A 25,374-nucleotide genomic window follows, 5' to 3' on the forward strand; every position below is an offset into this window, starting at 1 on the left:
ATGTTGTATTTAGATTTTTCTCAACCTAATTTTGATGTCAACGCTATTCAATTTACCAATGAATTTGAGCAGTCGGTTAAAGATTTTTTGGTTGAATGGTTTTCTGATTCTGAGGTGATGATTGCGCATACTTCTGGCTCAACAGGAACTCCGAAAGAGATTATTTTGACCAAAGAAAATATGCGAAAAAGTGCGAATATGACGGGGAAATATTTGCAGTTAGAAAAAGGAAATTCAGCTTTATTGGTGATGCCTGTTACTTATATTGCTGGAAAATTGATGTTGATTCGTGCAGTAGAAATCGGATTGAAATTGATTTGTATGCAACCAACTTCGCATATTTCTTTGGATGAAATTAATCGTGGAATTTCGCAAAATTTTACCTCGATTGATTTTGTTGCGTTAACGCCTATGCAAGTCGAAAATTCGTTAGATTTTGTTTCAAGATGTCAGAAGTTAATCATAGGAGGAGCGCCTCTTTCGGTGAAAGTGAAACAAGAATTGTTTGCTTTTGAGAACGAAGTCTATGAAACGTATGCGATGACGGAGACGATTACGCATATTGCGTTTAAACAAGTTGCAAATCAAAAATATCCTAATGCAGAACAATTTTTTGAAGCGTTTGATGAGGTAAATATTTCGCAAGATGAACGCGGTTGTTTGGTGATTGATACGCCTTATGACGGTTTGCAAGTTGTAACGAATGATGTGGTTGAAATCATCGATCAACGTAAATTTAACTGGATTGGAAGAGCGGATAATGTGATTAATTCGGGTGGAATAAAATTATTTCCTGAACAAATAGAAAATAAGCTGAAATCGTTCATTAATTCTGATTTTTATATCACTTCAAAAACGGATGAATTATTAGGCCAGAAATTAATTTTAGTTGTGGAAGGAGAGGAGAGGAGCTTGGATTTTTCTTCCGCAGATTTAACTAAATACCAACAACCGAAAGAAATTGTTTTTATCGATCAATTTCCACGAACTGAAAGTGGAAAAGTAAAAAGACAACAGTTTTAGAACCGACCTATTTTTTATTTTGTTCGTGTATTTTACCTAAAAATAGCTTAATTTTAGCACTACTAAAAAACTTATACTGTGGATTACAATAAACTTTTTAATGATATTTTTTTCTTGATTCTTGACGACGAGATGGATGAGAATCAATATCCCATTTGGAAAAGTTTTTCGTTTATTCACAATCCGATTCAGCAATTAATTAAGGCACAAGATTTATTAAATCAGTTGCTACACGAATATCCAAAAGATAAAAAAGCACTTTTTCTGAAAGGAGTTGTTCAGCGCAATTTAAACTTCAACGAAGAGTCGATTTTGTATCTTTTAGAAGCAAAAAAGGAAGATTATTACTTGTATGCGGCGAATTTCTACATTGCCGAATATTATATTCATAAATTGAAATTTGAGGAAGCACAAAAGTATTTGAAAGAAATAGAAATTGTGTATCCTACCAATCAACGATTTCTTTTCTTATCAATTTTAGTGAGTTTGGAATTGTTTGAATTTGATGAAGCTAAACGATATTTGAATATTTTGTATCAATTGGTTGAGGATAAACAAGTTTTAGAATTATTGAGTAAAAATCTTCAGATCACAGAAGAAATTGTCTTGAAAACGACGAATCGATTGGTCTTAAAAAATTTCAAGTTGAGAAGTTTTAATTATAATCTTCAGCTCAAAACAAATTTGATTGCTTTTTATAAGAATTTCGCTGATATCGGGGTTAATTTTAATGGAATCAATTGTTTTATTATGGCACTTACCTTAAAGCAAATTACGTTGTATCCTACGTTTCATAATCTTGAACTTTATAATGTTCAAACGATTTTAGATTACATTGATGTTGATAAAAAAGGCGTGCAAATGCGCTTAGAAGACATTGATTTTGAACATGATTTTGTCAAAAATTACCACGAATATTTAGAAGTAGAGATTTTATTGAAAGAGGATTAGTTTTTTAACACAACTACATTTCTCTCAAGGGAATATTTTTGTTGTGATCTGATCTTGAAACGAGTGAAAGATGACTGAGTAGTTTAGAATGATAACTTTATTAAGTTAAATTTAGAAAAAAAACTACAAAAACTCGTCTTCATCATCAAAATCATCTTCCATTTCGTCGTCGTCTGGAGAATAATCTTCTATAAAAACTTTGAATAATCTTGGGCAAATGATTTGTAAATTGGTTAAATTTTCGTCATCCCAATCAAAATCAGGTTTTGGAGATTTTTCGGTATAAAATTTAAAACATTCTTTGTCTACAAAATCAATAATTTTGTGTTCAAATTTTTCGTAGAAAACATCATCAGCGATTAAATGAAAATCTTCAAATTCATATAAATCATCTTCGTTAAAGCCTTCGTTAAAATAATCGGCTAAATTATCAGGATTCAAAATTGCCTTTTCAAACAATTCTTGTCCTTGCGAAATAATCCAATTTTTGAAATAATAGAAATGCGTAGGATCTGTATCGTCATTCATAATACAAGCAGCACACCATATTTCAGGCGAATGTAATGAATACGAATAGAACTCTAATCGAAGTTGAAACCCAATAATGTCCTCGGCAGTTAGATCTTCTAATTCTTGCTCCAAAGCCTTTTCTTGATCTTGCAAATTATTGGCATTGAGCAAAGAATTTTCTATAATTTGCCAAAACAAATCTTCTTCGAGCATACGCGAAATGCGCTCTGTGGGAAGGGTTGAAGAGTTAAACAAATCATCTAAAAAATCCATATTTCTACTTTTTGGTTTGTATTTAGTTGGTTTTGATTCGTGAAAAATTATCTAACGTTTTATTTCTTAAACCTTTAATTGATAAAACATTTTAACAGAATCTTTTTATAATTTATGAAATAAATACGATGAAACCTACGAATTTTTAAACTATTTGCAATTTTTGAGCTAATTATTTGATTTTGTTCCAACTAAAAAAGTCTAATTCGGAGTGAAATTAGACTTTTTAATTTTTATTTATTTAATGTTTTGAAAATAATTCTTTGACCATTTGCTAAATTATTTACTTGAAAAGCTAAATCAGCTGAAATACTTATTAATTCCTCGAAATTAATCTTACTTATATTAGAAGTTTCGTATTTGCCTCCGAGAATAGCCGGAATTATTAAATAATATTTTTCATTTAGTTCTAAATTACCAATTTCTTCCTTGCATTTATTTACTAAATGTTCAAAATTCCAATCAATAATAAAATCATTATCTAATTTTAAACTATTAAAATCTTCTAAATTGATTGCTATTTTTATACATTCTAATTCTTCTGGGCAGATTCTCCAAATTGAATTATCAATGTTTTGAAAAATAATATTTCCAAAATCATTTTGATCAATTATTTTGATAGCATTTACGCCTTTCCATTTCCAATTTTCGTTGATTGTTGTTAACATTACTCAATAATATGCGGAACAAAACGACTTTTATCGGTTGTAATAAATTCGTCACTTTCGCGGAAAGTAATTCCACACGATTCTTGTCCAATAATCCAACTTCCGATAATAGTATAACCCGTATCTTCGTGATGTAAATTTGCTAAAGCTTGATAAATAAAACCTTCTTCACCATATTCGCCCGAAGTTTGTTCAGAAATAGTGCCGTTTTTTACAACTTCTACATTTGCACCTTCACGCGATAACAATGGTTTTTTGACATAATTTTTCATCTCATTCGGCGAATCTGCATAAGCTTCTAACAACAACGGATGATTTGGATATAATTCCCACAAAATAGGCAAAATAGCTTTGTTTGAAAGAATCATTTTCCAAGCTGGTTCTATCCAATTTGCGTTGATTTCATCATTTTTGATGTTGTACGCAAACAACTCGTTCATCATCCATTCCCACGGATAAAGTTTGAAAATATCTGTAATTGGTTCTTCTTCTAAATCAACAAAATTGACATTATTCCAACCGATTTCGTCGACGTAAATTAATTTGGTATTAATTCCGGCTTGTATTGCACAATCTCTGATATATTCGATATTCGTCAAATCTTCTAACGATTCTCTCACGCACGAAAAATGTAAAGTTTCACCATTCAAATAAGGTTTTAACATTTTCCACGTTTCAATTAATTTATCATGAACAGAATTGAATTGATCTTTCGTTTCTCCAAAATAATTCTCCATCCAAAGCCATTGTATAACACCACATTCGAACAAAGAAGTTGGTGTATCAGCATTGAATTCTAACATTTTTAATTGATCATTATCATAAGCAAAATCAAAACGACCATAAATACTTGGCGCATCATTTTCCCATGTATCAATCAAATAAGGTTGAATAAATTTTGGAATTTTAAATTCGTCCAAACGATTATTTTGAATCACATGTTCGACAGCATTCAAGCACATTTCCCATAATTCGTTTGTCGCTTCAAAAATTTTATCCGCTTCTTTTTCTGAAATCGAATAATAATAATCTTCTACCCAATAGGTTTGTTTATTTTCGTCTGTATGATAACCAAAGCCGATATTTTCTAACCTTTCTTGCCAGTTTTCGTCAGCTTTTATTCTTTTTAATTGCATAAAATTTGTTTAAGATGAAACTGAACGAGAAGAAGCAGATTTTCCGAATCCACCACGAACAGTTTGACTTTTGTACGCTTGTGCTTTTGCCGCGTTTGTTCCGACATTAGATTGTTGATGCAAACCTTGACTTGCATAGCCCATTCCACCACCAGTTAAGCTACGAAAAGCCATAAACCAAAGCAACGAACTTCCCATTCCGCCGTGATGTGAACCACCAGAATGCGACGAATAATTTGACGTAACATCTGTGTAAGGCGCAGTAGAATCTGCACGCATATATACCTTTTGCGCATTGTTCGTAACGGGTGCTTCTTCACGATTCATACATGAACTAAGAACCGAAGAAATTAACACTAAAGTTACAACTTTACTTGCTCTTTTTTCTTTTTTATTCATGGTAGATTATTGAATGGTTACGTAAATAGGAATTTTAGTAGAATCGGTAGGTGTATATTGTTTGTGCGTAATCAACGTATCTACTTTTTCTGCAATCATCAAATCGTTTGACCAAATTTTTTGTTTAGTAATATGTAAAACAGAATCGCCTTTTGTTTCGGTTGTTAAAACAACTTCACGAGCCGATTTTTTATCAATTTGTTCTAAATTCTGATTTTCGTTTTGATTAGATTGACACGCGAAAAAAGTTGTCAATGGTAGTGTTATTAAAAGTATTTTTTTCATGTTTCTTAGACTTCTAACAAAGTTACATTATTTCACAAAAAAAGCACAATCCAGAAATTCTGAATTATGCTTTAAAAAAAGTATAGTCTTATTATTTATTATTCTAATGATTTAAAACTAATAATTCTTCTTTTTTCATAGAACCTGTTTGTTTCAATCTTGTGTGCCAAGAGAACGCTTCTTCTAAGATATGTGGCGTTTGACCACCTCTTTCTGCACAAGCTCTTTCGAAGTAAGATAATAATTCTGCTTTATAATCTGGGTGAACACAGTTATTGATGATTTCGATGGCTCTTTCGCGTGGCGCTAAACCTCTCAAATCAGCTAAACCTTGCTCTGTTACAATAATATCTACATCGTGTTCTGTGTGATCTGTGTGAGAAACCATAGGAACGATAGACGAAATATTACCACCTTTTGCGATAGAAGCTGTAACGAAGATTGAGATAAATGCATTACGAGCAAAATCTCCAGAACCTCCAATACCGTTCATTATATGAGTACCAGAAACGTGAGTTGAGTTTACGTTACCATAAATATCACACTCTAAAGATGTATTGATTCCGATAATTCCTAAACGACGAATAACTTCGGCAGAGTTAGAAATAGATTGTGGACGTAAAACAATTTTATCTTTATAATTGTCGATGTTTCCAATTACACGATCGTAACATTCTTGTGAAACTGTCATAGAAGATGCTGAAGCAAATTTCATTTTTCCAGAATCGATTAAGTCAAATGTAGAATCTTGTAAAACTTCTGAATACATGACTAAATCTTCAAAATCAGAATGTTCTAAACCACCTAAAACAGCGTTTGCAACTTTACCAATACCACATTGTAATGGCATTAATGATTTTGTAAGACGACCTTCTTCGACTTCATTTTCGAAGAATTTTACAATGTTTTGAGCGATTGCAGAAGTCGCTTCATCAGCTGGTTGAATGTCTCCAGGAGCATCTTGAATGTCGTGAAAAACAATTCCAACAATTTTAGAAGGATCTACTTTTATTGTTTCTGTTCCAATTTTTGTATCACAAGCAGTGATGTTAATTGGAGTACGTTTTCCATATTCTTCTACACTATAAATATCGTGAATACCTTTGATATTTGTAGGAATAGACGTGTTAATCTCGATGATTAATTTGTCTGCATTTGCAGCAATTTCAGCATTATTACCGATAGAAGTTGTAGGTACTAAAGAACCATCTTCTAAAATTTCAGCAACTTCTAAAACACCTAAATTAATTTTAAATTGTCCATCTAAAATATGTTCAGCAGTTTCTCCTAAATGCTGATCGATAAATAAAACATTACCTGCATTTATATTTTTACGCATTACAGTGTCTACTTGGAATGGTAAACGTTTTTTTAATGCTCCACTTTCTACTAAAGCTGCGTCTGTACCATGTCCTAATGAAGCTCCTGTTACTAAAGTGATTTTTAAATTTTCAGATTTGGCACGCTCCGCAACAGCTTTTAATACAACTTTTGTATCGCCTCCTCTTGTAAAACCACTAGAACCAACAGTCATTCCATCTTCAAAAAATTTGGCAGACTCCTCTGCTGTCATTACTTTTGACTGTAAGTTAGTTAATTTTATTCTTTCCAACATAATGCAACTTTTTCTTTCTAATACTATTCAATAATTGTTCCCTTCTGAACGAAGGGAATTACAAATATTGGATTAATTAATAAAAAGTTAATATTAAAAATAGTCAAATAATTATCTATTTCGGACATTTTTATTTGTGTACATTATACATCATATCAAATAAATTATTATATTAGTTCGCAGATTAAAGAAACTATGAATATACATTTGGATAATAAGTTCGAAACACGATATTACCTAACCGAAATTGACAAATTACCAACCTCAATTTTCTGTTACCATAAGGAAATTTCGGAAGCATACGTGGTAGAACATAAACATAACAAAGCGCAATTTCTTTATTGTGAGGGAGGAATAGTTTATGTAAAAATAGGAAAAGATACTTTTTATTTACCTGCAAGACACTATATGTGGATACCGCCTCATGTGGAACATAGTATACACCCAAATACACCAGAGGTGATTATGAGAAATTTATATTTCCCTATTAATGAAAGTGATAATTCGTTTTATAAAAAAGTAGGAATCTATCCTGCTGATGGATTGTTGTTAGAGCTTTTATTATTTTCTAACCAATGGAAAGGAGATATTGTTCCAGAAAACAGAAGCGAATATGTAATTGCACAAGCTTTTAAAGAAATATTACCTAAAGTAAGCAAAAGTAGTTTACGATTAGCTCTTCCATTACCACACGACGAACGTCTGAAAAAAATCGTTCAATTCTTAGATGATAATATGGATTCTTCGATTACAATGAAGAAAATTACAGCCGAATTCGGTTTCTCTGAACGATCATTATCACGATTATTCCAAAAAGATTTGAATATGACATTTGTTCAATATTTCACTATTTTAAGAATGTTACGCGCTTTACAATTGTTAATTGATAATACGTATTCAATCAGTGAAATTTCGACAATGGTTGGTTACAATAGTTTACCAACATTTAGTAATACATTCCAAAAAGTAATTGGAGTTCGTCCAACAGATTACTCAAAGAAAAAAGATATATTATAAATTAAGGTATGAAAATTTATCAAGTAAGTGGATTAGGCGCAAACGCAAATGCTTTTCGAAATCTACGCTTGGAACAAGATTTTGAGCAAGTTTATATTCCTTGGTTAGATCCAGAGAAAGATGAAACTTTGGCTCATTATACCGAAAGATTATTAGATAAAATAAATCCCACAGAAGATTTTCTTTTGATGGGATTATCTTTTGGTGGAATAATTGTGCAGGAAATGAATCGTTTTATTAATCCAAAACATACATTTCTGATTTCGACAGTGAAGAATAGGGCAGAGCTTCCGAAGTTATTTCGATTCTCGGCTTCTATTAATGCACACAAAATAATTCCGATGAGTTTCTTAACTTCGGATCGGACATTTTCGTACATGATGATGCGAAAATTATATTATACTGATCGAGAAAAAGATAATATTGACGATATTTTTGAGTTTCGAAACAAAGAATATTTAAGTTGGTCGATTCATAAGATTGTAAACTGGGAACATTCTACAGCTTATCACGAAGAAAATATCACACATATTCATGGTACAAAAGATATTGTTTTTCCGATTGAATATATCAAAGATGCAATACAAATAGAAGGCGGAACACATATTATGGTGATGCAAAAGCCAAAATTAGTGAGCGATGAAATAAATAAAGTATTAATCACTTTATAACTAAAAAAAGCTTGAACATTTGTTCAAGCTTTTCTGATTTTATACTTCTTCTGTTGTATTTTCTTCTTCAAAATAGCTTTTTTCTAAAGCGAAATTTTCAGCATTGATGACATCAAATTCGCCAATTTTTGTACGACGAAGTGCTGTTAAATATCCACCAGAATTGACTGCTTTTCCAAAATCAAAAGCCAAAGAACGAATGTAGGTTCCTTTGCTACAATTCACTTCAAAATCGACAAAAGGTAAATCTATTTTTGTAATTTTAAAATCGTGAATCGTTATTTTACGTGCTTTACGTTCTATTTCTTGACCTTCGCGAGCTAATTCATACAAACGTTTTCCATCTACTTTTACTGCTGAATGCATTGGTGGAAATTGTTCAATCTCTCCAATAAATTGCTTCGTTGCTTCGTGAATGATTTCTTCTGTGATATGTTCAGTAGGAAAAGTATGATCTTCTTCCGATTCCAAATCATATGTAGGCGTCGTTACACCTAATTTAATTGTACCAGTATAAGTCTTTTCTTGCGCCTGAAATTCATCAATGCGTTTTGTCCATTTCCCTGTACAAACCAATAAAAGTCCAGTAGCTTTTGGATCTAAAGTCCCAGCATGTCCAACTTTTATTTTCTTTAAGTTATATGCTTTTCTAATGTTCCAACGAATCTTATTTACGACATCAAAAGATGTCCAATCAAGTGGTTTATCAATCAAAAAAACGTGACCTTCTTGTATTTTTTCTACATTCATCTTATTTGTGCTGAATCATTGTAGTTTCTACTGAAGAGGCATTGTCTTTTTCTGCTTGTGTTGGAGAATTATATGAGAAATAAATCAATAAAATAATTCCGATAATAATTCTGTACCACCCCCAAAATTTGAAACCATATTTTGTTAAAACTGCGATAAATGTTTTCACTGCGATTAATGCTACAATAAATGCGACAACATTACCAATTACAAACAATATAATATGATTCTGATCTTGTAAAATCATTTCATAGCCTTTCATTGGTGTTGGACCTTCTTTTCCCCAAGTTTTTACAAAAACAGAATAAACTGTAACTGCTAACATGGTAGGAACAGCCAAAAAGAATGAAAATTCTGCAGCAGCTTTACGTGATAATCCTTGTGTCATACCACCAATAATAGAGGCAGCAGAACGAGAAGTTCCTGGCATCATTGCCAAACATTGCCAAAAACCGATAATAATAGCTTGTTTTAAAGAAATGTCTTTTTCATCATCAATTTTAGGATTTTTGAACCATTTGTCTACAAATAATAAAACAACTCCTCCAAAAACCAACATTCCAGAAATATAGAATTGTTCTTTTAAAACAGCTTCGATTTTATCATCAAATAATTTTCCTAAAACTAAAGCGGGTACAACTGCACATGCTAATTTGATGTAAAAATTGATGTTGAAGTTTTTGAAGTCAAAGAATTTTTTCGAATACAAAACAACGATAGATAAAATAGCTCCAAATTGTATTGATACTTGAAACATACTTAAGAAATCACTTGGTTCCATACCCATCAACGCAGCGGTAAATCCCATGTGCGCTGTAGAAGAAATCGGTAAATATTCGGTAAGACCTTCTATAATAGCAATGATAATTGCTTGTAAAGTGTTCATTATTTTTCTTTATTCGGATTGATTAAAATGGCATAAATCTCGACGATGAAACCAACGACAACTAAAAATGGCGCTAATCTAATTCTACGAAAAGAATAGATTTCGTCGTTCCAATAATTTGCATCCCACGTTCCGTCTGGTCTTGTGTTCGCATCGTGTCCTGTCATCAATAAAAATCCAAGACCAATTAGCGCAACACCAATTGCCATGAAAATGTAATTTCTTTTTCCGAATAAAAAAGTAAAACCAGCATCATTTGTAGATGCTGATTTTTTTGTTGTATCGATAGAATTTGATTTCATTAATAAAGTTGATCAGTTTTTAATCTTAAATAACGCCATGCAGCAAACAATGTACTGAAAACGGCAATGATAACTCCAATTCCAATTAAGATAATAATAAGTGGAGTGAAGCTTGGGTTCCAAAGTACTAAACCAACTTTTGTTGCTAAAATGTACCATAAGAAACCTAATCCTATAGCTGCAATAAATGCTGCTAAGAAACCTAAAATCGCAGCTTCTATCAAGAAAGGTTTTACAATAAAACGTCTACGCGCACCAACTAATTGCATCGTTTTGATGCTGAAACGTTTTGCGTAAATTTTCAGACGAATAGAGTTGTTGATTAATACAACAACGATCACTAAGAAAATAATAGCAAAAATCATAATCCAGAAAGTAATTTTGTTGATGCTGTGGTAAATCGTTACCATCGCTTCTTTGTCACTTTTTACTTCGTCTACAATCGGATTTTTAGCCAATACCTTATTAATAGAATCAATTTGTTCAACAGATTGTATTAATGCAGGGTTCAATGTAATTTGAACTGATGCAGGGAAAATACTTTCTTCGAAGAAATCACTACCATCCGTACCCAAATCTTTTTTCGCAATTTTAGCTGCATCCTCTTTGCTGATATACTGTGTAGCTTCAACAAAAGGATACTTCACTTTCAACGAATCGATATAAGATTTTTGTAAATCAAGCTCCTTATCTTTTAATTTTGGATCTTCGACATCTTTAAAATATGCCTCGATTTTTAACTCTCTTTTTAGATGTTCTGCGTAACTTTGTGCATTAATGACAATTAAGCCGAAAATACCTAATAGAAATAAAACAAGCGAAATACTAATCACAACAGTGATGTTAGAAGATCGCAGTCTTTTTTTCTCAAATTTATCGTTCGTTTTTGACATTTGGGTTAATTTTGGGGCTAAGATAAAAAAAACTTATTTCGCAAGAAAGATATTCCGTATATATTCTACGGTAAGTTGGTTAAAGAAAACTTAAAATTTAGAATTTTTGAAAGTAAAAGCTAAAAAACATTTAGGTCAGCATTTTTTGAATGATGAAAATATTGCACGAGACATCGCCGAAGGGTTAACTTGGGAAGGTTATGATCGTGTCTTAGAAATTGGTCCAGGAATGGGCGTGTTGACAAAATATATTTTACAAGCAAAGAAAAATATAGAGGTTGTGGAGATTGATACAGAATCAGTCGAATATTTAAAAGAATATTATCAACCATTTTACCCAGGATTTAAAATTCATTCCGAAGATTTCTTAAAAATGGACTTTTCATCAAAGTTTGATGAACAAATTGCTATTTTAGGAAATTTTCCGTATAATATATCTTCGCAAATTATTTTTAAAGCTTTAGAAGAGCGTTATACTGTTCCCGAAATTTGTGGAATGTTTCAGAAAGAAGTAGCCGAACGTATCGCTTCTAAAAAAGGTACAAAAGATTATGGTATACTTTCTGTATTAGCGCAAGCTTATTATCATTGCGAGTATTTGTTCACCGTTCCAGAACACGTTTTTACACCACCACCAAAAGTGAAATCGGGCGTTATTATTATGAAACGCTACCGAACAGAAATTGAAGGAGTTGAACAGAAACGATTTTTTCAAGTGGTAAAAGCTGGTTTTGGACAAAGAAGAAAAACGCTTCGTAATTCGTTGAAAGCTTTGGGGATTCCTGAAGATTTAAACGATCACGAGTTTTTGAACATGCGCGCAGAACAATTATCTGTCGAAGATTTTATTGAGTTAACGAAAAGAATGAAATAGATTATGGAGGTAAAAATTACAAAAGATTTTATTGAACATTTAAACGAAAGTATTAATCAGCAAAATGCTAAAGCGGTTAAGGAGATGTTGCAAGATTTGCACCCCGCTGATATTGCTGAATTGTTTGATGAGCTTTCGACCAAAGAACAGTCTTTTGTAATTGATTTACTCGATAATGAAATTTCTGCAGATATCCTTCTTGAATTAGAGGAAGATGATCGACGCAAATTCCTGAAAACGCTTACTGCAAAAGAAATTGCTGAAGATGTCATCAATGAGATGGATACCGATGATGCTGTTGACGTCATTAATGAGCTTTCTGATGAAAAGAAAGATGAGGTAATTGCGCAATTAGAAGACCAAGAACATGCCCGTGAAATTGTAGATCTTTTACGTTATGACGAAGATACGGCTGGAGGTTTGATGGGAAAAGAGTTGATAAAAGTCAACAAAGATTGGTCGGTAATCACAGCAGTAAAACAAATGCGAAAACAAGCTGAGGATTTAGAAGAGGTTTTTTCAATTTATGTTGTTGATGAAGATGAAAAATTACTTGGAACATTGAGTTTGAAGCGTTTGTTGACGACTTCTGCGAATACAAAAGTGGCAGATGTTTACAATGAAAAGATCCAATATGTAAAGACCTATACAAAAGATATGGAGGTTGCGAAAGTAATCGAAAAATATGATTTGTACGAAGTACCTGTTGTAGATGAATTAATGCGTTTGGTTGGTGTAATTACGGTGGATGATGTGATTGATGTGATTCGTGAAGAAGCTGAAGAAAATTATCAATTAGCAGCCGGGATTACTCAAAATGTCGATTCTGATGATAATATATTGAAATTAACTCGCGCTCGTTTGCCCTGGCTTTTATTGGCTTTGGTAGGTAGTTTTGTTGCAGTTAATGTGTCGCAAAGTTTTAGCGATGCGATGAATTTGTATCCGCAATTATTCTTTTTTACGCCGCTTGTTGCTGCCATGGCAGGAAATGTAGGTGTGCAATCTTCCGCGATTATTGTGCAAGGTTTGGCGAATAGTAATATTTCGGGTTCTATTTGGAAAAGATTAGGAAAAGAAATGTTATTGGCTTTATTAAACAGTACATTATTAGCTTTTGTACTTTTATTGGCGACGCATTTTTTAATGAGTACGAGTTACGAAATTTCCTCAACCATTGTATTAGCTTTAGTTATTGTGATGATTTTAGCAAGTTTGATTGGGACATTTATTCCAATTATGTTGCATAAATATGGTGTTGATCCTGCGATTGCTACAGGTCCATTTATCACAACAAGTAATGATATTTTTGGTTTGTTGATTTATTTTTCAATTGCGAAAATGATTTTAGGATTTTAAAAAAATAAAATGAATACATTAAAAATTATAGGAATAGCAACTCAAACGTCTAATAACGATAGTCAAGCGATTGAAGATTTAGGAAAACTGTGGCATCAATTTTTTGGTGAGAATATAATGACTAAAATTCCAAATACAATTAGTTCTAATATTTATTCTGTTTACACAGATTACGAAAGTGATTTTACAGGAAAGTATATGACAATTATTGGTTTAGAAGTTTCTTCATTAGATGAAATTCCAGAAGGTATGGTTGGTCGTGAATTTGAGCCACAAACATTCAAAAAATATATTGCCAAAGGAGAATTGCACGAAGCAGTTGGGAAAACTTGGACAGAAATTTGGAATGATGATGCAAATCTAAATCGCACGTATAAATATGATTACGAATTGTACACCGAAAAAGCTCAAAATCCTGCTGATGCAGAAATTGAGATTTATATTGGTGTAAAAGAATAGTAATTAATACTGATATATTAGAAAATAATATTAAAAAAATGAGCTGAAAGTAAAACTTTTCAGCTCATTTTTTATTTTGGATATTTTGTAGGATTTCTATGCGCATTAAAAACTGCATAAATAAAAAAGTTTTTTCTTCTTCATTAGTTTCAAAAAAAAACAAATAAGGAAAAGATCTAAAAGGTTTTGAACGCAAATTTCTATAGTTCACTTGATAGAAAGGATTATTTCCAAAGTTTCCAAAACTTAAGATTTTGCCGCAGATGTAGAAAAGTTTGAATAATAAGAAAGAGCTTGTTCAATATCTTGGGCAGCTTCAGAAGAAATTCTAGTCTTATAAATCATATTTTTCGTGTAATTCTTTCAATACATCTTTTGCGTTCATAATTATTAATTTTACAAAACAGTTGTCGTTCTAACAAAGTCACAAAAAGTATACCTCATTATATAATCAAGATTTTGTGTAATATTTCTGATTATTTTTTCAATAAAATCTTAAACTCAGTTCCGATTTCTTTGGATGATTTGGCAACAAATATTTTTCCTTTGTGGTAATCTTCGATAATTCGTTTAGCTAATGATAATCCCAATCCCCAACCGCGTTTTTTGGTTGTAAAGCCTGGTTGAAAAATTTTTTTCTGTAATTTGGTCGGAATTCCAGAACCTGTATCAGCAATAGAAATTTCGACAAATTTACCCTTCGTTTTTATATCGACATCCAAAACGCCCTTATTTTGCATGGCGTCAGCTGCATTTTTCATCAAATTTTCGATAACCCAACTGTATAAAGAAGAATTAAGATTAATATTAAATTCTTCTACATCTGTAACAAAATTTACTTCAATTCCTTTGGAAATGCGTTGGGAAATATAATCCACTGTTTGTTTGGAAGTTGAAATAATATCAGTTTGTTTGAGTTCAGAAGTTGAACCAATTTTTGAGAAACGTTCGGCAATATGTTTCAATCGATCCACATCTTTTTCAATTTCGATAACCGAAGTTTGATCGATTTCTTCCAATTTCAATAATTCTACCCAACCCATCAACGAAGAAAGTGGCGTTCCAATTTGATGCGCCGTTTCTTTTGCCATTCCGGCCCATAAATAACTTTTTTCGGTGTCACGAATTGTTTTGAAATACCAATACGAAAATCCAAAAAACAATAAAATCAATAAAATAATGATGAGCGGATAATATTGTAATTGACTAAGAAGTTTTGAATTTTTGAAATAAACATAATTTTTAGTTCCGATTAATTCAACATCGATTGTTTGTTCGGACGATTTCATTTTGTTGACATATTTTTTTAATTGAACCGAATCTTTTACGATCGATTCATCAATATTTTTGGTGTCTACAATAATGCCTTTTTCGTCTACAAGTGCAACAGGAATTGATTTGTTGTCTTCAATTAATTTGAATAGAAAATCTTGCGTTTTCGGATCTAAAAATTCGGATGAGCTTATCAACTCTAACGATCGCGCATAATTCTCTACACGTTTGTGTTCTTCACGTTTTAGCTCTTGTACAATTTTGTTACTCGACCATATTGTAATAGCGAAAATCACAAATATTATAAAGAATCCAATCCAACGTTTGTTTATTTTTTTTGTTAGAAAATTTCTCATCTAAATGTAAAATCTTTCTTAAATTTATATCAAATGTAATGATTATTTGATTATAATATATTTTTATGGCGAGATAAGATAAATATGATGAAAGTAATTTTTTTTAAAGCCTTAAATAGTTTATTTTTGTAGCTAAATCTCATAGAGAGTAAAATTTATGGATCGTTTTTCGTTTTTAAATGCCGCTCATTTAGAGTTTATAGGCGACTTATATGATCAATACGTCCAATATCCGGATAGTATTGAACCAAGTTGGAAAGCTTTTTTCCAAGGGTATGACTTTGCGAATGCAACATATGATGGAGAGCCATTATTTGCACCAGCAACACAAACAGCTCCTAACAGAGCTAGTCAAACAACGCAAGCAGTAGTTAATCCTGCAGTAGTATCTCAAGTTCCAGACAACGTACAGAAAGAATTTAAAGTTATCAATTTGATTGATGCTTACCGTACGCGTGGACACTTATTTACAAAGACTAACCCGGTTAGAGCGCGTAGAACTTTTGAACCTTCTTTAGACATCAAAAACTTTGGTTTATCTGATGCTGATTTAGATTTAACATTCAACGCTGGTGAAATTTTAGGTATCGGTGGACCAATCACTTTACGTGAAATCATTGGACACTTAGAAAACATGTACTGCGAATCTATCGGAATCGAGTATATGTATGTAAGAGAACCTCAAAGAATTAATTGGATTCAGAATTGGTTAAACCAAAACTTGAATCAACCAAAATTATCTAAGGAGGAGAAAGAACGTGTTTTAGAAAAGTTGAATGAAGCAACTGCTTTTGAAAACTTTATGCACACGAAATATGTTGGACAAAAACGTTTCTCGGTAGAAGGAAATGAATCTTTGATTCCTGCTTTGGATACATTGATTAATCGTTCTGCAGATCACGGCGTACAAGAGGTTATCGTAGGGATGGCTCACCGTGGACGTTTGAATGTTTTGGCTAACATTTTTGGAAAATCATATTCTCAAATCTTTTCAGAATTCGAAGGAAAAGCTTTTGATACAGATTTAATGGCTGGTGATGTTAAATATCACATGGGATCATCTAATCAAATCAAAGCATTGAATGGAAAAGATATCCGAATCAATTTAGCACCAAACCCATCTCACTTAGAGACTGTAGATGCAGTTGTAGAAGGGATTACTCGTGCAAAAGTTGAGGAAGATTATAAAGATGATTATTCTAAAATTATTCCAATCTTAATTCATGGTGATGCTGCTGTAGCTGGACAAGGAATCGTTTACGAGGTTGTTCAAATGGCAGGATTAGACGGATACAAAACAGGTGGAACAGTACACGTTGTGGTAAATAACCAAATTGGGTTTACAACAAACTATTTAGATGCGCGTACATCTACATATTGTACAGATGTTGCAAAAGTAACATTGTCTCCTGTAATGCATGTAAATTCTGATGATGTAGAAGCGGTAGTTCACGCTTTCCGTTTTGCAGCAGATTATCGTGCAGAGTTCGGTTCTGATGTATTCATCGATTTATTAGGATACCGTAAATATGGACATAACGAAGGTGATGAGCCAAAATTCACTCAACCTAAATTATATAACTTAATCGCTAAGCACCCAAATCCTCGTGAAATTTACAAGGATAAATTATTAAAAGAAGGTGTAATTGGTGAGGAAATCGTTAAACAAAAAGAAGCTGAATTTAAAGCTTTATTAGAAACGAATTTTGAAGCTTCTAAAGAAATTGAGCGTAATCACATTTTCCCTTTCATGCCAGAAGAGTGGGAAGGATTTGAAATTGCTGATGATGCAAAAGTTTTTGAACAAGCAAATACTGCTTACGACGAAGCAAAATTAAAAGAAATTGCAAAAGCTGTTTCTACCGTTCCAGAAGGTAAAAAATTAATTAAAAAAGTTTCTCGTTTAATTGAAGGACGAGGAAAAATGATTGAGGAAGATAAAATCGACTGGGGATTAGGAGAAGCTTTAGCTTTCGGTTCTATCTTAACAGACGGGCGTAACGTGCGTGTTTCTGGGGAAGATGTAGAACGCGGAACGTTCTCTCACCGTCATGCAGTTGTAAAAACTGAAGACACAGAAGAAGAAATTATCTTATTAAACCATATTAATGATGAACAAGGTCAATTAAGAATCTACAACTCATTATTATCTGAATATGCAGTTTTAGGTTTCGATTATGGATATGCTATGGCAAATCCTAAAGCGTTAACTATTTGGGAAGCTCAATTTGGAGATTTTGTGAATGGAGCACAAATCGTAATCGACCAATATATTTCTGCAGCAGAAGATAAATGGAAATTACAAAACGGTTTAGTAATGTTATTGCCTCATGGATATGAAGGGCAAGGAGCAGAGCACTCTTCAGCACGTTTAGAGCGTTTCTTACAAATGTGTGCTGGTAACAATATGTTTGTTGCTAATATCACAACTCCAGCTAACTTCTTCCATGCATTAAGAAGACAGGTTGTAACAGATTACCGCAAACCATTGGTTGTAATGTCACCAAAATCATTATTACGTCATCCATCAGCAGTATCATCATTAGCAGATTTCTCAAACGGAGGTTTCCAAGAAATTATCGAAGATGTAACAGTAGATGCGAAAAAAGTGAAAAAAGTAGTTTTCTGTTCAGGAAAAATCTACTACGATTTAGACAAAAAACGCCAAGAATTAGGAGATAAAGAAACTGCAATTATTCGTTTAGAGCAATTATATCCTTTAAATGAAGAAAAAGTAGATGCTATCATCTCTAAATTTGGTAATGCTAAATTGGTTTGGGCACAAGAAGAACCAGAAAATATGGGAGCTTGGATGTACATCTTACGTAAATTAAGAAAATATCCATTCGATGTCGTTTCTCCAGCAGAAAGTGCTGCCACAGCACCAGGTTCAAGCAAACGTTGGGCTGCAATTTACGAAGAGGTAATTAATAAAGTATTCAATTAAAAAATAAAGCTAATAGATATGTTAGAAATGAAAGTCCCATCACCAGGGGAATCAATCACAGAAGTAGAGATCGCTACGTGGTTAGTAAAAGACGGTGATTACGTAGAAAAAGACCAAGCAATTGCAGAGGTTGACTCAGATAAAGCGACATTAGAATTGCCAGCAGAAGAAAGTGGAATTATTACTTTAAAAGCTGAAGAAGGTGATGTTGTAGAAGTAGGACAAGTTGTTTGTCTTATTGATACGGATGCTCCAAGACCAGAAGGAGGTAGCGCACCAGCTGCGGAAGCTCCTAAGGCTGAAGTTAAAGAAGAAGTAAAAGCTGTTCCAGCTCCAGTTGCTACACCAGCACCTGCTGCTCCAGCTGCAACTTACGCTACGGGAACTCCATCTCCAGCGGCTAAAAAAGTTTTAGACGAAAAAGGTATCGATGCTTCTCAAGTAAAAGGTTCAGGACGTGACGGACGTATCACTCAAGATGATGCAGCTCGTTTTACACCAGCAATGGGAACTTCTACTCAAGGAACTCGTGCTCAATCAGAGAAAAAATTATCATCATTACGTCGTAAAATTGCACAACGTTTAGTTTCTGTTAAAAATGAAACTGCAATGTTAACTACATTCAACGAAGTTGATATGTCTGCAATTTTTGCTTTACGTAACCAATATAAAGACGAATTCAAAGCTAAACACGGTGTTGGTTTAGGATTTATGTCTTTCTTTACAAAAGCAGTTACACGTGCATTAGAGTTATACCCAGACGTAAACTCTATGATTGACGGTGACTACCAAGTAAAATTTGACTTTGCTGACGTTTCTGTTGCAGTATCAGGACCAAAAGGTTTGATGGTACCAGTAGTACGTAATGCAGAAAACTTAACTTTCCGTGGTGTTGAGCAATCTATCAAAGATTTAGCAATCAAAGTACGTGACGGAAAAATTTCTGTTGATGAAATGACAGGAGGTACATTTACAATCACTAATGGTGGTGTATTTGGATCTATGATGTCTACACCAATCATCAACCCACCTCAATCAGGTATCTTAGGAATGCACAATATTGTTGAACGTCCAGTTGTTAAAAACGGACAAATCGTTATCGCTCCAATGATGTATGTTGCTTTATCTTATGACCACCGTATCATCGACGGACGCGAATCTGTAGGATTCTTAGTTGCAGTTAAAGAAGCGGTAGAAGATCCATTAAACGTATTAATGGGCGGTGACGCTAAAAGAGCTTTAGAATTGTAATACATAAAAACATTCTAACAATCCATAAATTGAAAGCCATTCGAAAGAATGGCTTTTTTGGTTTATGTAATGATTTGATTTATAATATTATTTTTTTGTGTTTTTGTAATTGATTTAAAGAAATTCAGTTTTTTAAATAATGTAATTTTTAATAGATAATTTATTTATTATAAGCATTTTATATTTTCCTTTTTAAGGAAATTAATTCTTTAAATTATTACTGATTAATACATGTTGAAATATAATATAATTTTAAAGTAATGAATTAACACAATAAAATTATGAAGAAAATTTACTTTAGTGTATTAACGTTGTTAATACTTTTACAATCAAATGCTCAGGTGTATGATGTGGGTACATGGGCTCAAGTTACAGATATCTCTAATGACGGTGTAGCTGTAGGAAATGCTGCAGGAGTATTGCATTTTAAATGGACAAAAGAAGAAGGTCCTGTAGTAATTGGAGAAATTGGAGGAAATAATGATTATATAGCAGGTAATACAACGATTTCTGCTGATGGAAAATTAGTATCAGGAACAATGACAAATCCAGCTACAGGAATCGATGAAATGGCTTTATATGATACAACTACGCAAACATGGGAGTATTTAGGAGCGAGTGCGAATGGTAGTGATACTTCTTCATGGGGAATGTCAAGCGATGGTAAAACGATCGTTGGATTAGGATGGAAATCTGCTTCTCAAGCTATAGGAGTTATTTGGAATAGAGCAAATGGAATGAAAGATTTGGGCTCTACAGTTGCAGGTAAAAGTTCAAGACCAAATTCTGTAAATGGAGATGGAACTGTTGTTGTAGGATGGCAAGATTCTGAAAATGGTTTCCGTAAAGGAGTTTATTGGAAAAACGGTGTACAAACATTTATTAAAGATAAACAAGGTAATCTTGTAGGAGAGGCGTTAGCAGTTTCTGCTGATGGAAATATTATTGTTGGTTTCAACGAACCTGAAGCATATATTTACAATGCAACAACTAATACTTATACAGAAATAGTTCATTCAGATCCAGATTATAACACGTCAATTGTAGCTGTTTCTGATGATGGAAATACAGCGGTGGGTTATTGGAAGCCTTGGTATGCTACAAATACAGAAGGAGAAGGTTTTATTTGGTTTAAAGATAAAGGAGTTGTTAAAATTGATGATTATGTAAAAGAGGTTGGGTATGATAGCAAAAGTTTTACTTTTGTGCTGCCTACAGGTATTTCTCCGAATGGAAAATATATAGGAGGTATAGGAATCAATTGGGATGAAATGGATCTTAAAGGTTTTGTAATAGAATTGAAAGAAGCTTTGTCTACAAATGAAAATGTTTTGGATAAAATTATTACAACAATTTCTCCAAATCCTGTTATGAATGAAATGACAATTCATACAAAAGCTATCATAAATTCTGCTGAAGTGTATAATTTAGCAGGTCAAAAAGTTTGGAACTCAGACAATATTATGAATAATAAAATTGATTTAAGTTTCTTAAATAAAGGAGTTTATATCATAAAAATAAAAACTGATTCAACAAATGAATCAATTAAGTTTATTAAAAACTAATTCAGATAATTATAAAAAAAGTCACTCATTGAGTGACTTTTTTATTCAATTTTATAATCCATAGGAACCATGTTTGCTATTTTTTCCCAACTCCAATATCCTTCAACAACCAAATTAGCAGGATGATAATAAGTTCCATTTTCTTCAATTTTTAGTAAATCGCTTTTTATAGCGAAAATAGAAAGTTGGTTCGAAATATATTTTGCGCCATTTTGTTTTGCATAGTCCAAATCCTCTTTTTCATTTTTATATTCAACTGAATACAATCCTTTAAAATTAAGATACTGATCATTATTATCAACGATTTTCAAACTATCAGATGGAACTTTTTGATTAACTAAATAAGTAATAATTTTTGGAGGAACTTTACCTACGATTCTACCTCCTAACAAAGTTTCTTCTTTAAATTTTATATATTCTGGATTATCCTTGCGAATCAATCGTTTTATATCATATCCTTCTTCCTCAATTTTATTATCATAAACTGCTTTCATAAAATGAGTCACACTTCCTAAATAAGATTTACGACGATTTTCTTGCCATTTTTTTTCTTTAGAAGCTGATGATTTTAGCTCAGTAAAAAGTGCTGTTCCAAGAGTTAAGACATAATTTGACTTGAAATCAACATTAAAATCAACCAAATCATATTCTATTTTATAACCTAGGTAATTGTTTGTAATGATTAAAGGATTTCGGGAAGTAGCAGATAATTGTCGTGTATTTTTATCATATTTAAACCTTAAATCTTTCGAGTTTTCGATTTTACATTTTTTTGCAGCTTCATTACTTCCCAAAAACAATCTCAAAAAAGTCTGATAATAATACAACCAATCTTCTTTAGATATTGCTTGAACAACTGTTTCTTGTAACGCTACCACTTCAGGCTCTAATATAACTTTATAAAAATTAGTTTGATTTGTATTAACATTCAGAATATAATTTTCAAACAAACTTGCACGAACGATTAAATTATATTGTCCATTAGGAAGATTTAATTCAAATTCACCTTTTTCATTTGTTTTTGATTTAATCGTAGAATTATCGACATAGATTTCAGCATTAATAATTGGAAGCGATTTTTCATCAATCACTTTTCCTTTTATCATATTCTGAGCAAATAGATTACCACTAATCAATAGAAAACCTAAAATAAAAATTTGTTTAAAATTCATTGACTAAATTTTAAAACAAGATAATAAAAAAACCGCTATAAAGCGGTTTTGAATTTATTTGAAGAAATATGTAATTCCTAAAGTTAAAAATGATGAACGATTTGTTCCGTTATCCCAACGATTATAGTCGTAAGTATCAATTAAGCCATATTGATATCTTAAATTAATTTCGTATTTTCTATCAATAGAATATCCAACACCAATATTAAATGCTAAATCAAACGATTTTGGAACATTATTAGTTCTTTCTGGCTCATCTTCATCAAATTTTTCTGATACTTTGAAACCTAATTGAGGACCACCTTCCACGAAGAAATCCTTTCCTTGATCATCAAAATAGTATTTGTACATAATTGGAATATTGATGTAATTTAAGAACGCTTTGTATTTTTCTCCACCTTCTTTATATAACGAATATTCACCTTGAGTAGTATATAAAACTTCGGCTTGTAAATAATGGTTTTCGTTTCGCGTAGTTAATTGATATTTCGCAACTCCCCCAGCTAAAAATCCAACTCTCTCTTTAGAAACTCCATGAACAATAGTTGTGTTACTAAGTCCAACACCACCTTTTACACCAAATTCAACTTGAGCAAAAGAAAAAGTAGATAAACTTAAAAGAAATAAACTTAATAGATTGGTTTTTAAATTTTTCATAAGTTATTGTATATTTTTAACAAAATTAAAGCTTTTTTTAATACAATTTTCATTTCACAAAAAAAGCTCTCCAAATGAAGAGCTTATTATATTATTTTCGAAAATTTATTTCTTTGGTTGAGGTGGAAATTTAGCTAATATTTCCTGTATTGCTTGCGGAATTCTTTCTGCTTTAGCACTAATATTACTCAAATTAAGATCAGAACCAACACCTTGCCAAACCAATATATTACGTTTGTCATCAATAATATCTACAACAATTGTCCCTGCTTGATAAGACGAAACGCTATTTCCTCCGTAATATCCGCCATAATAACCATAAGGTCCATAACCCCAATTGTTATTATTTACAGAAACTTGTTCTTTAGAACTTGTCAATAAATTAATGACTAAATCTGCATCAGAACTTACTTTTGTAAATCCTTTTGTAGCCATTTGCGCATCAATTGCTTTAATTAATCGATTCTTATCCAAATCGTTAACTTTTAACTTATCTAATCCTTTTTGATGAAAAGTATAAGTTTTATATGAAGCAAAATTTGTTGATCTGTCGTAATCTGTACTTACTTGAACTGTTCCACAGCTTGTTACAAATAATGACAACAAAATTATAAAAGTAAAGTGTATAATTTTCATGACCTTGATTTTTTATTTAAAACTACAATTATTATTCCTAAATGTAAAGGTAAATCAAAAAAAAGAAGCTCAAAATACTTGAACTTCTTTTTAACTAATATTTACAATTTTATTTTGCTAATTCTAACTCTTGAATTTTCACTTCAACAATTCCATTGTGATTGATTCTAACCAAATCTACAATTTGTGTTTCGTTGACTAATTCTGGATTAAAATCTGTCTGAACTTTTACATAATTCTCTGTAAAACCAAACATTTTTCCATCTTTATTATCATGTTCCCACAATACTTTCTGAGTCGAATTTAATTGAGATTGATAAAAAGCTTGACGTTTTTTCTCCGATAAAATACGTAACATTTTATTACGACGTTTACGTTCTCCTTGATCAACAACACCTTCAAATTCGATCGCTTCTGTATTATCTCTTTCCGAATAAGTAAATACATGTAAATAGCTAATTGGTAATTCGTTTAAGAAATTATATGTTTCCATAAATAATTCTTCTGTTTCTCCAGGGAAACCAACAATTACATCCACACCAATACATGCTTTTGGCATCACTTCGCGAATTTTTGTTACACGGTCTAAATAAAGATTAGATAAATAACGACGTTTCATTTTCTTCAAAATCTCATCGCTACCAGATTGTAATGGAATATGGAAATGTGGAACAAATCGATTGCTTTTTGAAACAAAATCAATCGTTTCATTTTTCAATAAATTTGGTTCAATCGAAGAAATTCTAATTCGTTCTATCGCATCAACTTGATCCAATTCTTGCACCAATTCCAAGAAAGTATGCTCGTGTTTTTTATTCCCGAATTCACCTTTCCCGTAATCGCCAATATTTACACCCGTTAATACAATTTCTTTGATTCCTTTTTGTGCAATCTCATTCGCATTTTTGATAACATTTTCAACTGTATCTGAACGCGAAATTCCACGAGCCAAAGGAATTGTACAATATGTACATTTATAATCGCAACCATCTTGCACTTTCAAAAAAGCACGCGTACGATCGCCAATTGAATAAGAACCAACGTAAAAATCGGCTTCTTCAATCTCACAAGAATGTACAATTGTTTCTTCTTTTTTATTGATATCGTCTAAATATTCAGCAATATTAAATTTTTCTGCAGCTCCTAAAACCAAATCAACACCTTCCATTTCCGCAATTTCTTGCGGTTTCAACTGCGCATAACAACCTACAACGACAACAAAACCTTCTGGATTTGCTTTCATTGCATTTTTCACAATCGTTCTGCACTCTTTGTCTGCATTTGCGGTTACCGAACATGTATTGATTACGTACACATTCGCAGAATCTGTAAACTCAACCTTCTGATATCCATTATCTTTCAAGTTTCTTGCGATCGTCGAAGTTTCAGAAAAATTAAGTTTACATCCCAATGTATGAAATGCAACTGTTTTAGTTTGATTATTCAT

25 protein-coding genes are annotated in these 25,374 nt (G+C 32.1%); 10 read left to right on the plus strand and 15 right to left on the minus strand.

The features are described 5' to 3' along the window. Both FH779_RS04140 and FH779_RS04145 read left to right on the plus strand, forming a co-directional pair. Positions 1-1,023 carry an AMP-binding protein gene (locus FH779_RS04140; RefSeq protein ID WP_180906168.1) on the plus strand — a complete coding sequence of 341 codons (1,023 nt, stop codon included), beginning with the start codon at positions 1-3 and terminating at the stop codon, positions 1,021-1,023. Between the two features lie 78 nt (positions 1,024-1,101). Continuing rightward, entirely contained in the window at positions 1,102-1,974 is an 873-nt protein-coding gene (locus FH779_RS04145; RefSeq protein WP_180906169.1) for a tetratricopeptide repeat protein, read from the plus strand. Positions 1,975-2,097: 123 nt separating this feature from the next. On the opposite strand, the gene FH779_RS04150 is transcribed toward FH779_RS04145, so the two are convergent. The 6 genes from FH779_RS04150 to FH779_RS04175 form a co-directional block, all read right to left on the minus strand. Beyond that, positions 2,098-2,757 (minus strand): DUF4240 domain-containing protein, encoded by a 660-nt coding sequence (locus tag FH779_RS04150; RefSeq protein WP_180906170.1) that lies wholly within the window; start codon positions 2,755-2,757, stop codon positions 2,098-2,100. Positions 2,758-2,990: 233 nt separating this feature from the next. Beyond that, the gene (locus FH779_RS04155; protein ID WP_180906171.1) at positions 2,991-3,425 is read right to left on the minus strand and encodes a T6SS immunity protein Tdi1 domain-containing protein; all 435 of its coding nucleotides are present in this window, start codon (positions 3,423-3,425) and stop codon (positions 2,991-2,993) included. After that, entirely contained in the window at positions 3,425-4,561 is a 1,137-nt protein-coding gene (locus FH779_RS04160; protein ID WP_180906172.1) for a glutathionylspermidine synthase family protein, read from the minus strand. The genes FH779_RS04155 and FH779_RS04160 overlap by 1 nt, the downstream gene beginning before the upstream one ends. A gap of 9 nt (positions 4,562-4,570) precedes the next feature. Continuing rightward, a complete protein-coding gene (locus FH779_RS04165; protein ID WP_180906173.1) occupies positions 4,571-4,960 on the minus strand; it encodes a hypothetical protein in 390 nt (129 codons plus the stop codon). Between the two features lie 6 nt (positions 4,961-4,966). After that, the gene (locus tag FH779_RS04170; protein ID WP_038337307.1) at positions 4,967-5,245 is read right to left on the minus strand and encodes a hypothetical protein; all 279 of its coding nucleotides are present in this window, start codon (positions 5,243-5,245) and stop codon (positions 4,967-4,969) included. Positions 5,246-5,348: 103 nt separating this feature from the next. After that, entirely contained in the window at positions 5,349-6,860 is a 1,512-nt protein-coding gene (locus FH779_RS04175) for a succinate CoA transferase (protein WP_180906174.1), read from the minus strand. Positions 6,861-7,055: 195 nt separating this feature from the next. Between FH779_RS04175 and FH779_RS04180 the strand changes: the two genes are divergently transcribed. Beyond that, a complete protein-coding gene (locus FH779_RS04180) occupies positions 7,056-7,877 on the plus strand; it encodes an AraC family transcriptional regulator (protein WP_180906175.1) in 822 nt (273 codons plus the stop codon). An 8-nt stretch (positions 7,878-7,885) separates the two neighbouring features. Continuing rightward, positions 7,886-8,548 (plus strand): alpha/beta fold hydrolase, encoded by a 663-nt coding sequence (locus tag FH779_RS04185; protein WP_114999497.1) that lies wholly within the window; start codon positions 7,886-7,888, stop codon positions 8,546-8,548. A gap of 39 nt (positions 8,549-8,587) precedes the next feature. Here FH779_RS04185 and truB read toward each other — a convergent pair whose 3' ends face one another. From truB to FH779_RS04205, 4 genes are read right to left on the minus strand one after another with little or no spacing between them, the layout of a single operon-like run. After that, complete coding sequence (gene truB, locus FH779_RS04190; RefSeq protein WP_180906176.1) at positions 8,588-9,298, minus strand: tRNA pseudouridine(55) synthase TruB; 711 nt, start codon at positions 9,296-9,298, stop codon at positions 8,588-8,590. A gap of 1 nt (position 9,299) precedes the next feature. Continuing rightward, entirely contained in the window at positions 9,300-10,184 is an 885-nt protein-coding gene (locus FH779_RS04195; protein WP_180906177.1) for an undecaprenyl-diphosphate phosphatase, read from the minus strand. Beyond that, positions 10,184-10,486 carry a DUF3098 domain-containing protein gene (locus FH779_RS04200; RefSeq protein WP_052217597.1) on the minus strand — a complete coding sequence of 101 codons (303 nt, stop codon included), beginning with the start codon at positions 10,484-10,486 and terminating at the stop codon, positions 10,184-10,186. Before FH779_RS04200 ends, FH779_RS04195 begins: the two co-directional genes overlap by 1 nt. Continuing rightward, positions 10,486-11,379: a cell division protein FtsX gene (locus tag FH779_RS04205; RefSeq protein WP_180906178.1), complete on the minus strand. Its 894-nt coding sequence runs from the start codon at positions 11,377-11,379 to the stop codon at positions 10,486-10,488. The genes FH779_RS04200 and FH779_RS04205 overlap by 1 nt, the downstream gene beginning before the upstream one ends. Positions 11,380-11,485: 106 nt before the next feature. Between FH779_RS04205 and rsmA the strand changes: the two genes are divergently transcribed. The 3 genes from rsmA to FH779_RS04220 are packed head-to-tail and all read left to right on the plus strand — an operon-like array spanning position 11,486 to position 14,071. Beyond that, a complete protein-coding gene (gene rsmA, locus FH779_RS04210; protein WP_180906179.1) occupies positions 11,486-12,253 on the plus strand; it encodes a 16S rRNA (adenine(1518)-N(6)/adenine(1519)-N(6))-dimethyltransferase RsmA in 768 nt (255 codons plus the stop codon). Between the two features lie 3 nt (positions 12,254-12,256). Further along, positions 12,257-13,612 carry a magnesium transporter gene (gene mgtE, locus FH779_RS04215; RefSeq protein ID WP_038332427.1) on the plus strand — a complete coding sequence of 452 codons (1,356 nt, stop codon included), beginning with the start codon at positions 12,257-12,259 and terminating at the stop codon, positions 13,610-13,612. A gap of 9 nt (positions 13,613-13,621) precedes the next feature. After that, on the plus strand, positions 13,622-14,071 hold the full coding sequence (locus FH779_RS04220; RefSeq protein ID WP_180906180.1) for a GyrI-like domain-containing protein: 450 nt from the start codon (positions 13,622-13,624) through the stop codon (positions 14,069-14,071). A gap of 476 nt (positions 14,072-14,547) precedes the next feature. Here the strand turns inward: FH779_RS04220 and FH779_RS04225 are convergent, their stop codons facing one another. Then, positions 14,548-15,699: a sensor histidine kinase gene (locus FH779_RS04225; protein ID WP_180906181.1), complete on the minus strand. Its 1,152-nt coding sequence runs from the start codon at positions 15,697-15,699 to the stop codon at positions 14,548-14,550. Between the two features lie 157 nt (positions 15,700-15,856). On the opposite strand from FH779_RS04225, the gene FH779_RS04230 reads away from it, so the two are divergent. The 3 genes from FH779_RS04230 (at position 15,857) to FH779_RS04240 (ending at position 21,462) form a co-directional block, all read left to right on the plus strand. Further along, the gene (locus FH779_RS04230; protein WP_114999514.1) at positions 15,857-18,646 is read left to right on the plus strand and encodes a 2-oxoglutarate dehydrogenase E1 component; all 2,790 of its coding nucleotides are present in this window, start codon (positions 15,857-15,859) and stop codon (positions 18,644-18,646) included. A gap of 12 nt (positions 18,647-18,658) precedes the next feature. Continuing rightward, positions 18,659-19,897 (plus strand): 2-oxoglutarate dehydrogenase complex dihydrolipoyllysine-residue succinyltransferase, encoded by a 1,239-nt coding sequence (gene odhB / locus FH779_RS04235; protein WP_180906793.1) that lies wholly within the window; start codon positions 18,659-18,661, stop codon positions 19,895-19,897. A 281-nt stretch (positions 19,898-20,178) separates the two neighbouring features. After that, complete coding sequence (locus tag FH779_RS04240; protein ID WP_180906182.1) at positions 20,179-21,462, plus strand: T9SS type A sorting domain-containing protein; 1,284 nt, start codon at positions 20,179-20,181, stop codon at positions 21,460-21,462. 41 nt (positions 21,463-21,503) lie between these two features. Here the strand turns inward: FH779_RS04240 and FH779_RS04245 are convergent, their stop codons facing one another. The 4 genes from FH779_RS04245 to mtaB all read right to left on the minus strand — a co-directional run bounded on the left by FH779_RS04245 (position 21,504) and on the right by mtaB (position 25,374). Then, entirely contained in the window at positions 21,504-22,634 is a 1,131-nt protein-coding gene (locus FH779_RS04245; RefSeq protein ID WP_180906183.1) for a carboxypeptidase-like regulatory domain-containing protein, read from the minus strand. Positions 22,635-22,688: 54 nt separating this feature from the next. Further along, positions 22,689-23,291: a porin family protein gene (locus tag FH779_RS04250; protein ID WP_038332409.1), complete on the minus strand. Its 603-nt coding sequence runs from the start codon at positions 23,289-23,291 to the stop codon at positions 22,689-22,691. 105 nt (positions 23,292-23,396) lie between these two features. Then, positions 23,397-23,927: a DUF4136 domain-containing protein gene (locus tag FH779_RS04255; RefSeq protein ID WP_180906184.1), complete on the minus strand. Its 531-nt coding sequence runs from the start codon at positions 23,925-23,927 to the stop codon at positions 23,397-23,399. A gap of 109 nt (positions 23,928-24,036) precedes the next feature. Beyond that, positions 24,037-25,374, minus strand: coding sequence for a tRNA (N(6)-L-threonylcarbamoyladenosine(37)-C(2))-methylthiotransferase MtaB (gene mtaB, locus FH779_RS04260; protein ID WP_180906185.1), 1,338 nt, complete (start codon positions 25,372-25,374; stop codon positions 24,037-24,039).

It is taken from the genome of Empedobacter falsenii (genome assembly GCF_013488205.1).
Lineage (GTDB): Bacteria > Bacteroidota > Bacteroidia > Flavobacteriales > Weeksellaceae > Empedobacter > Empedobacter falsenii_C.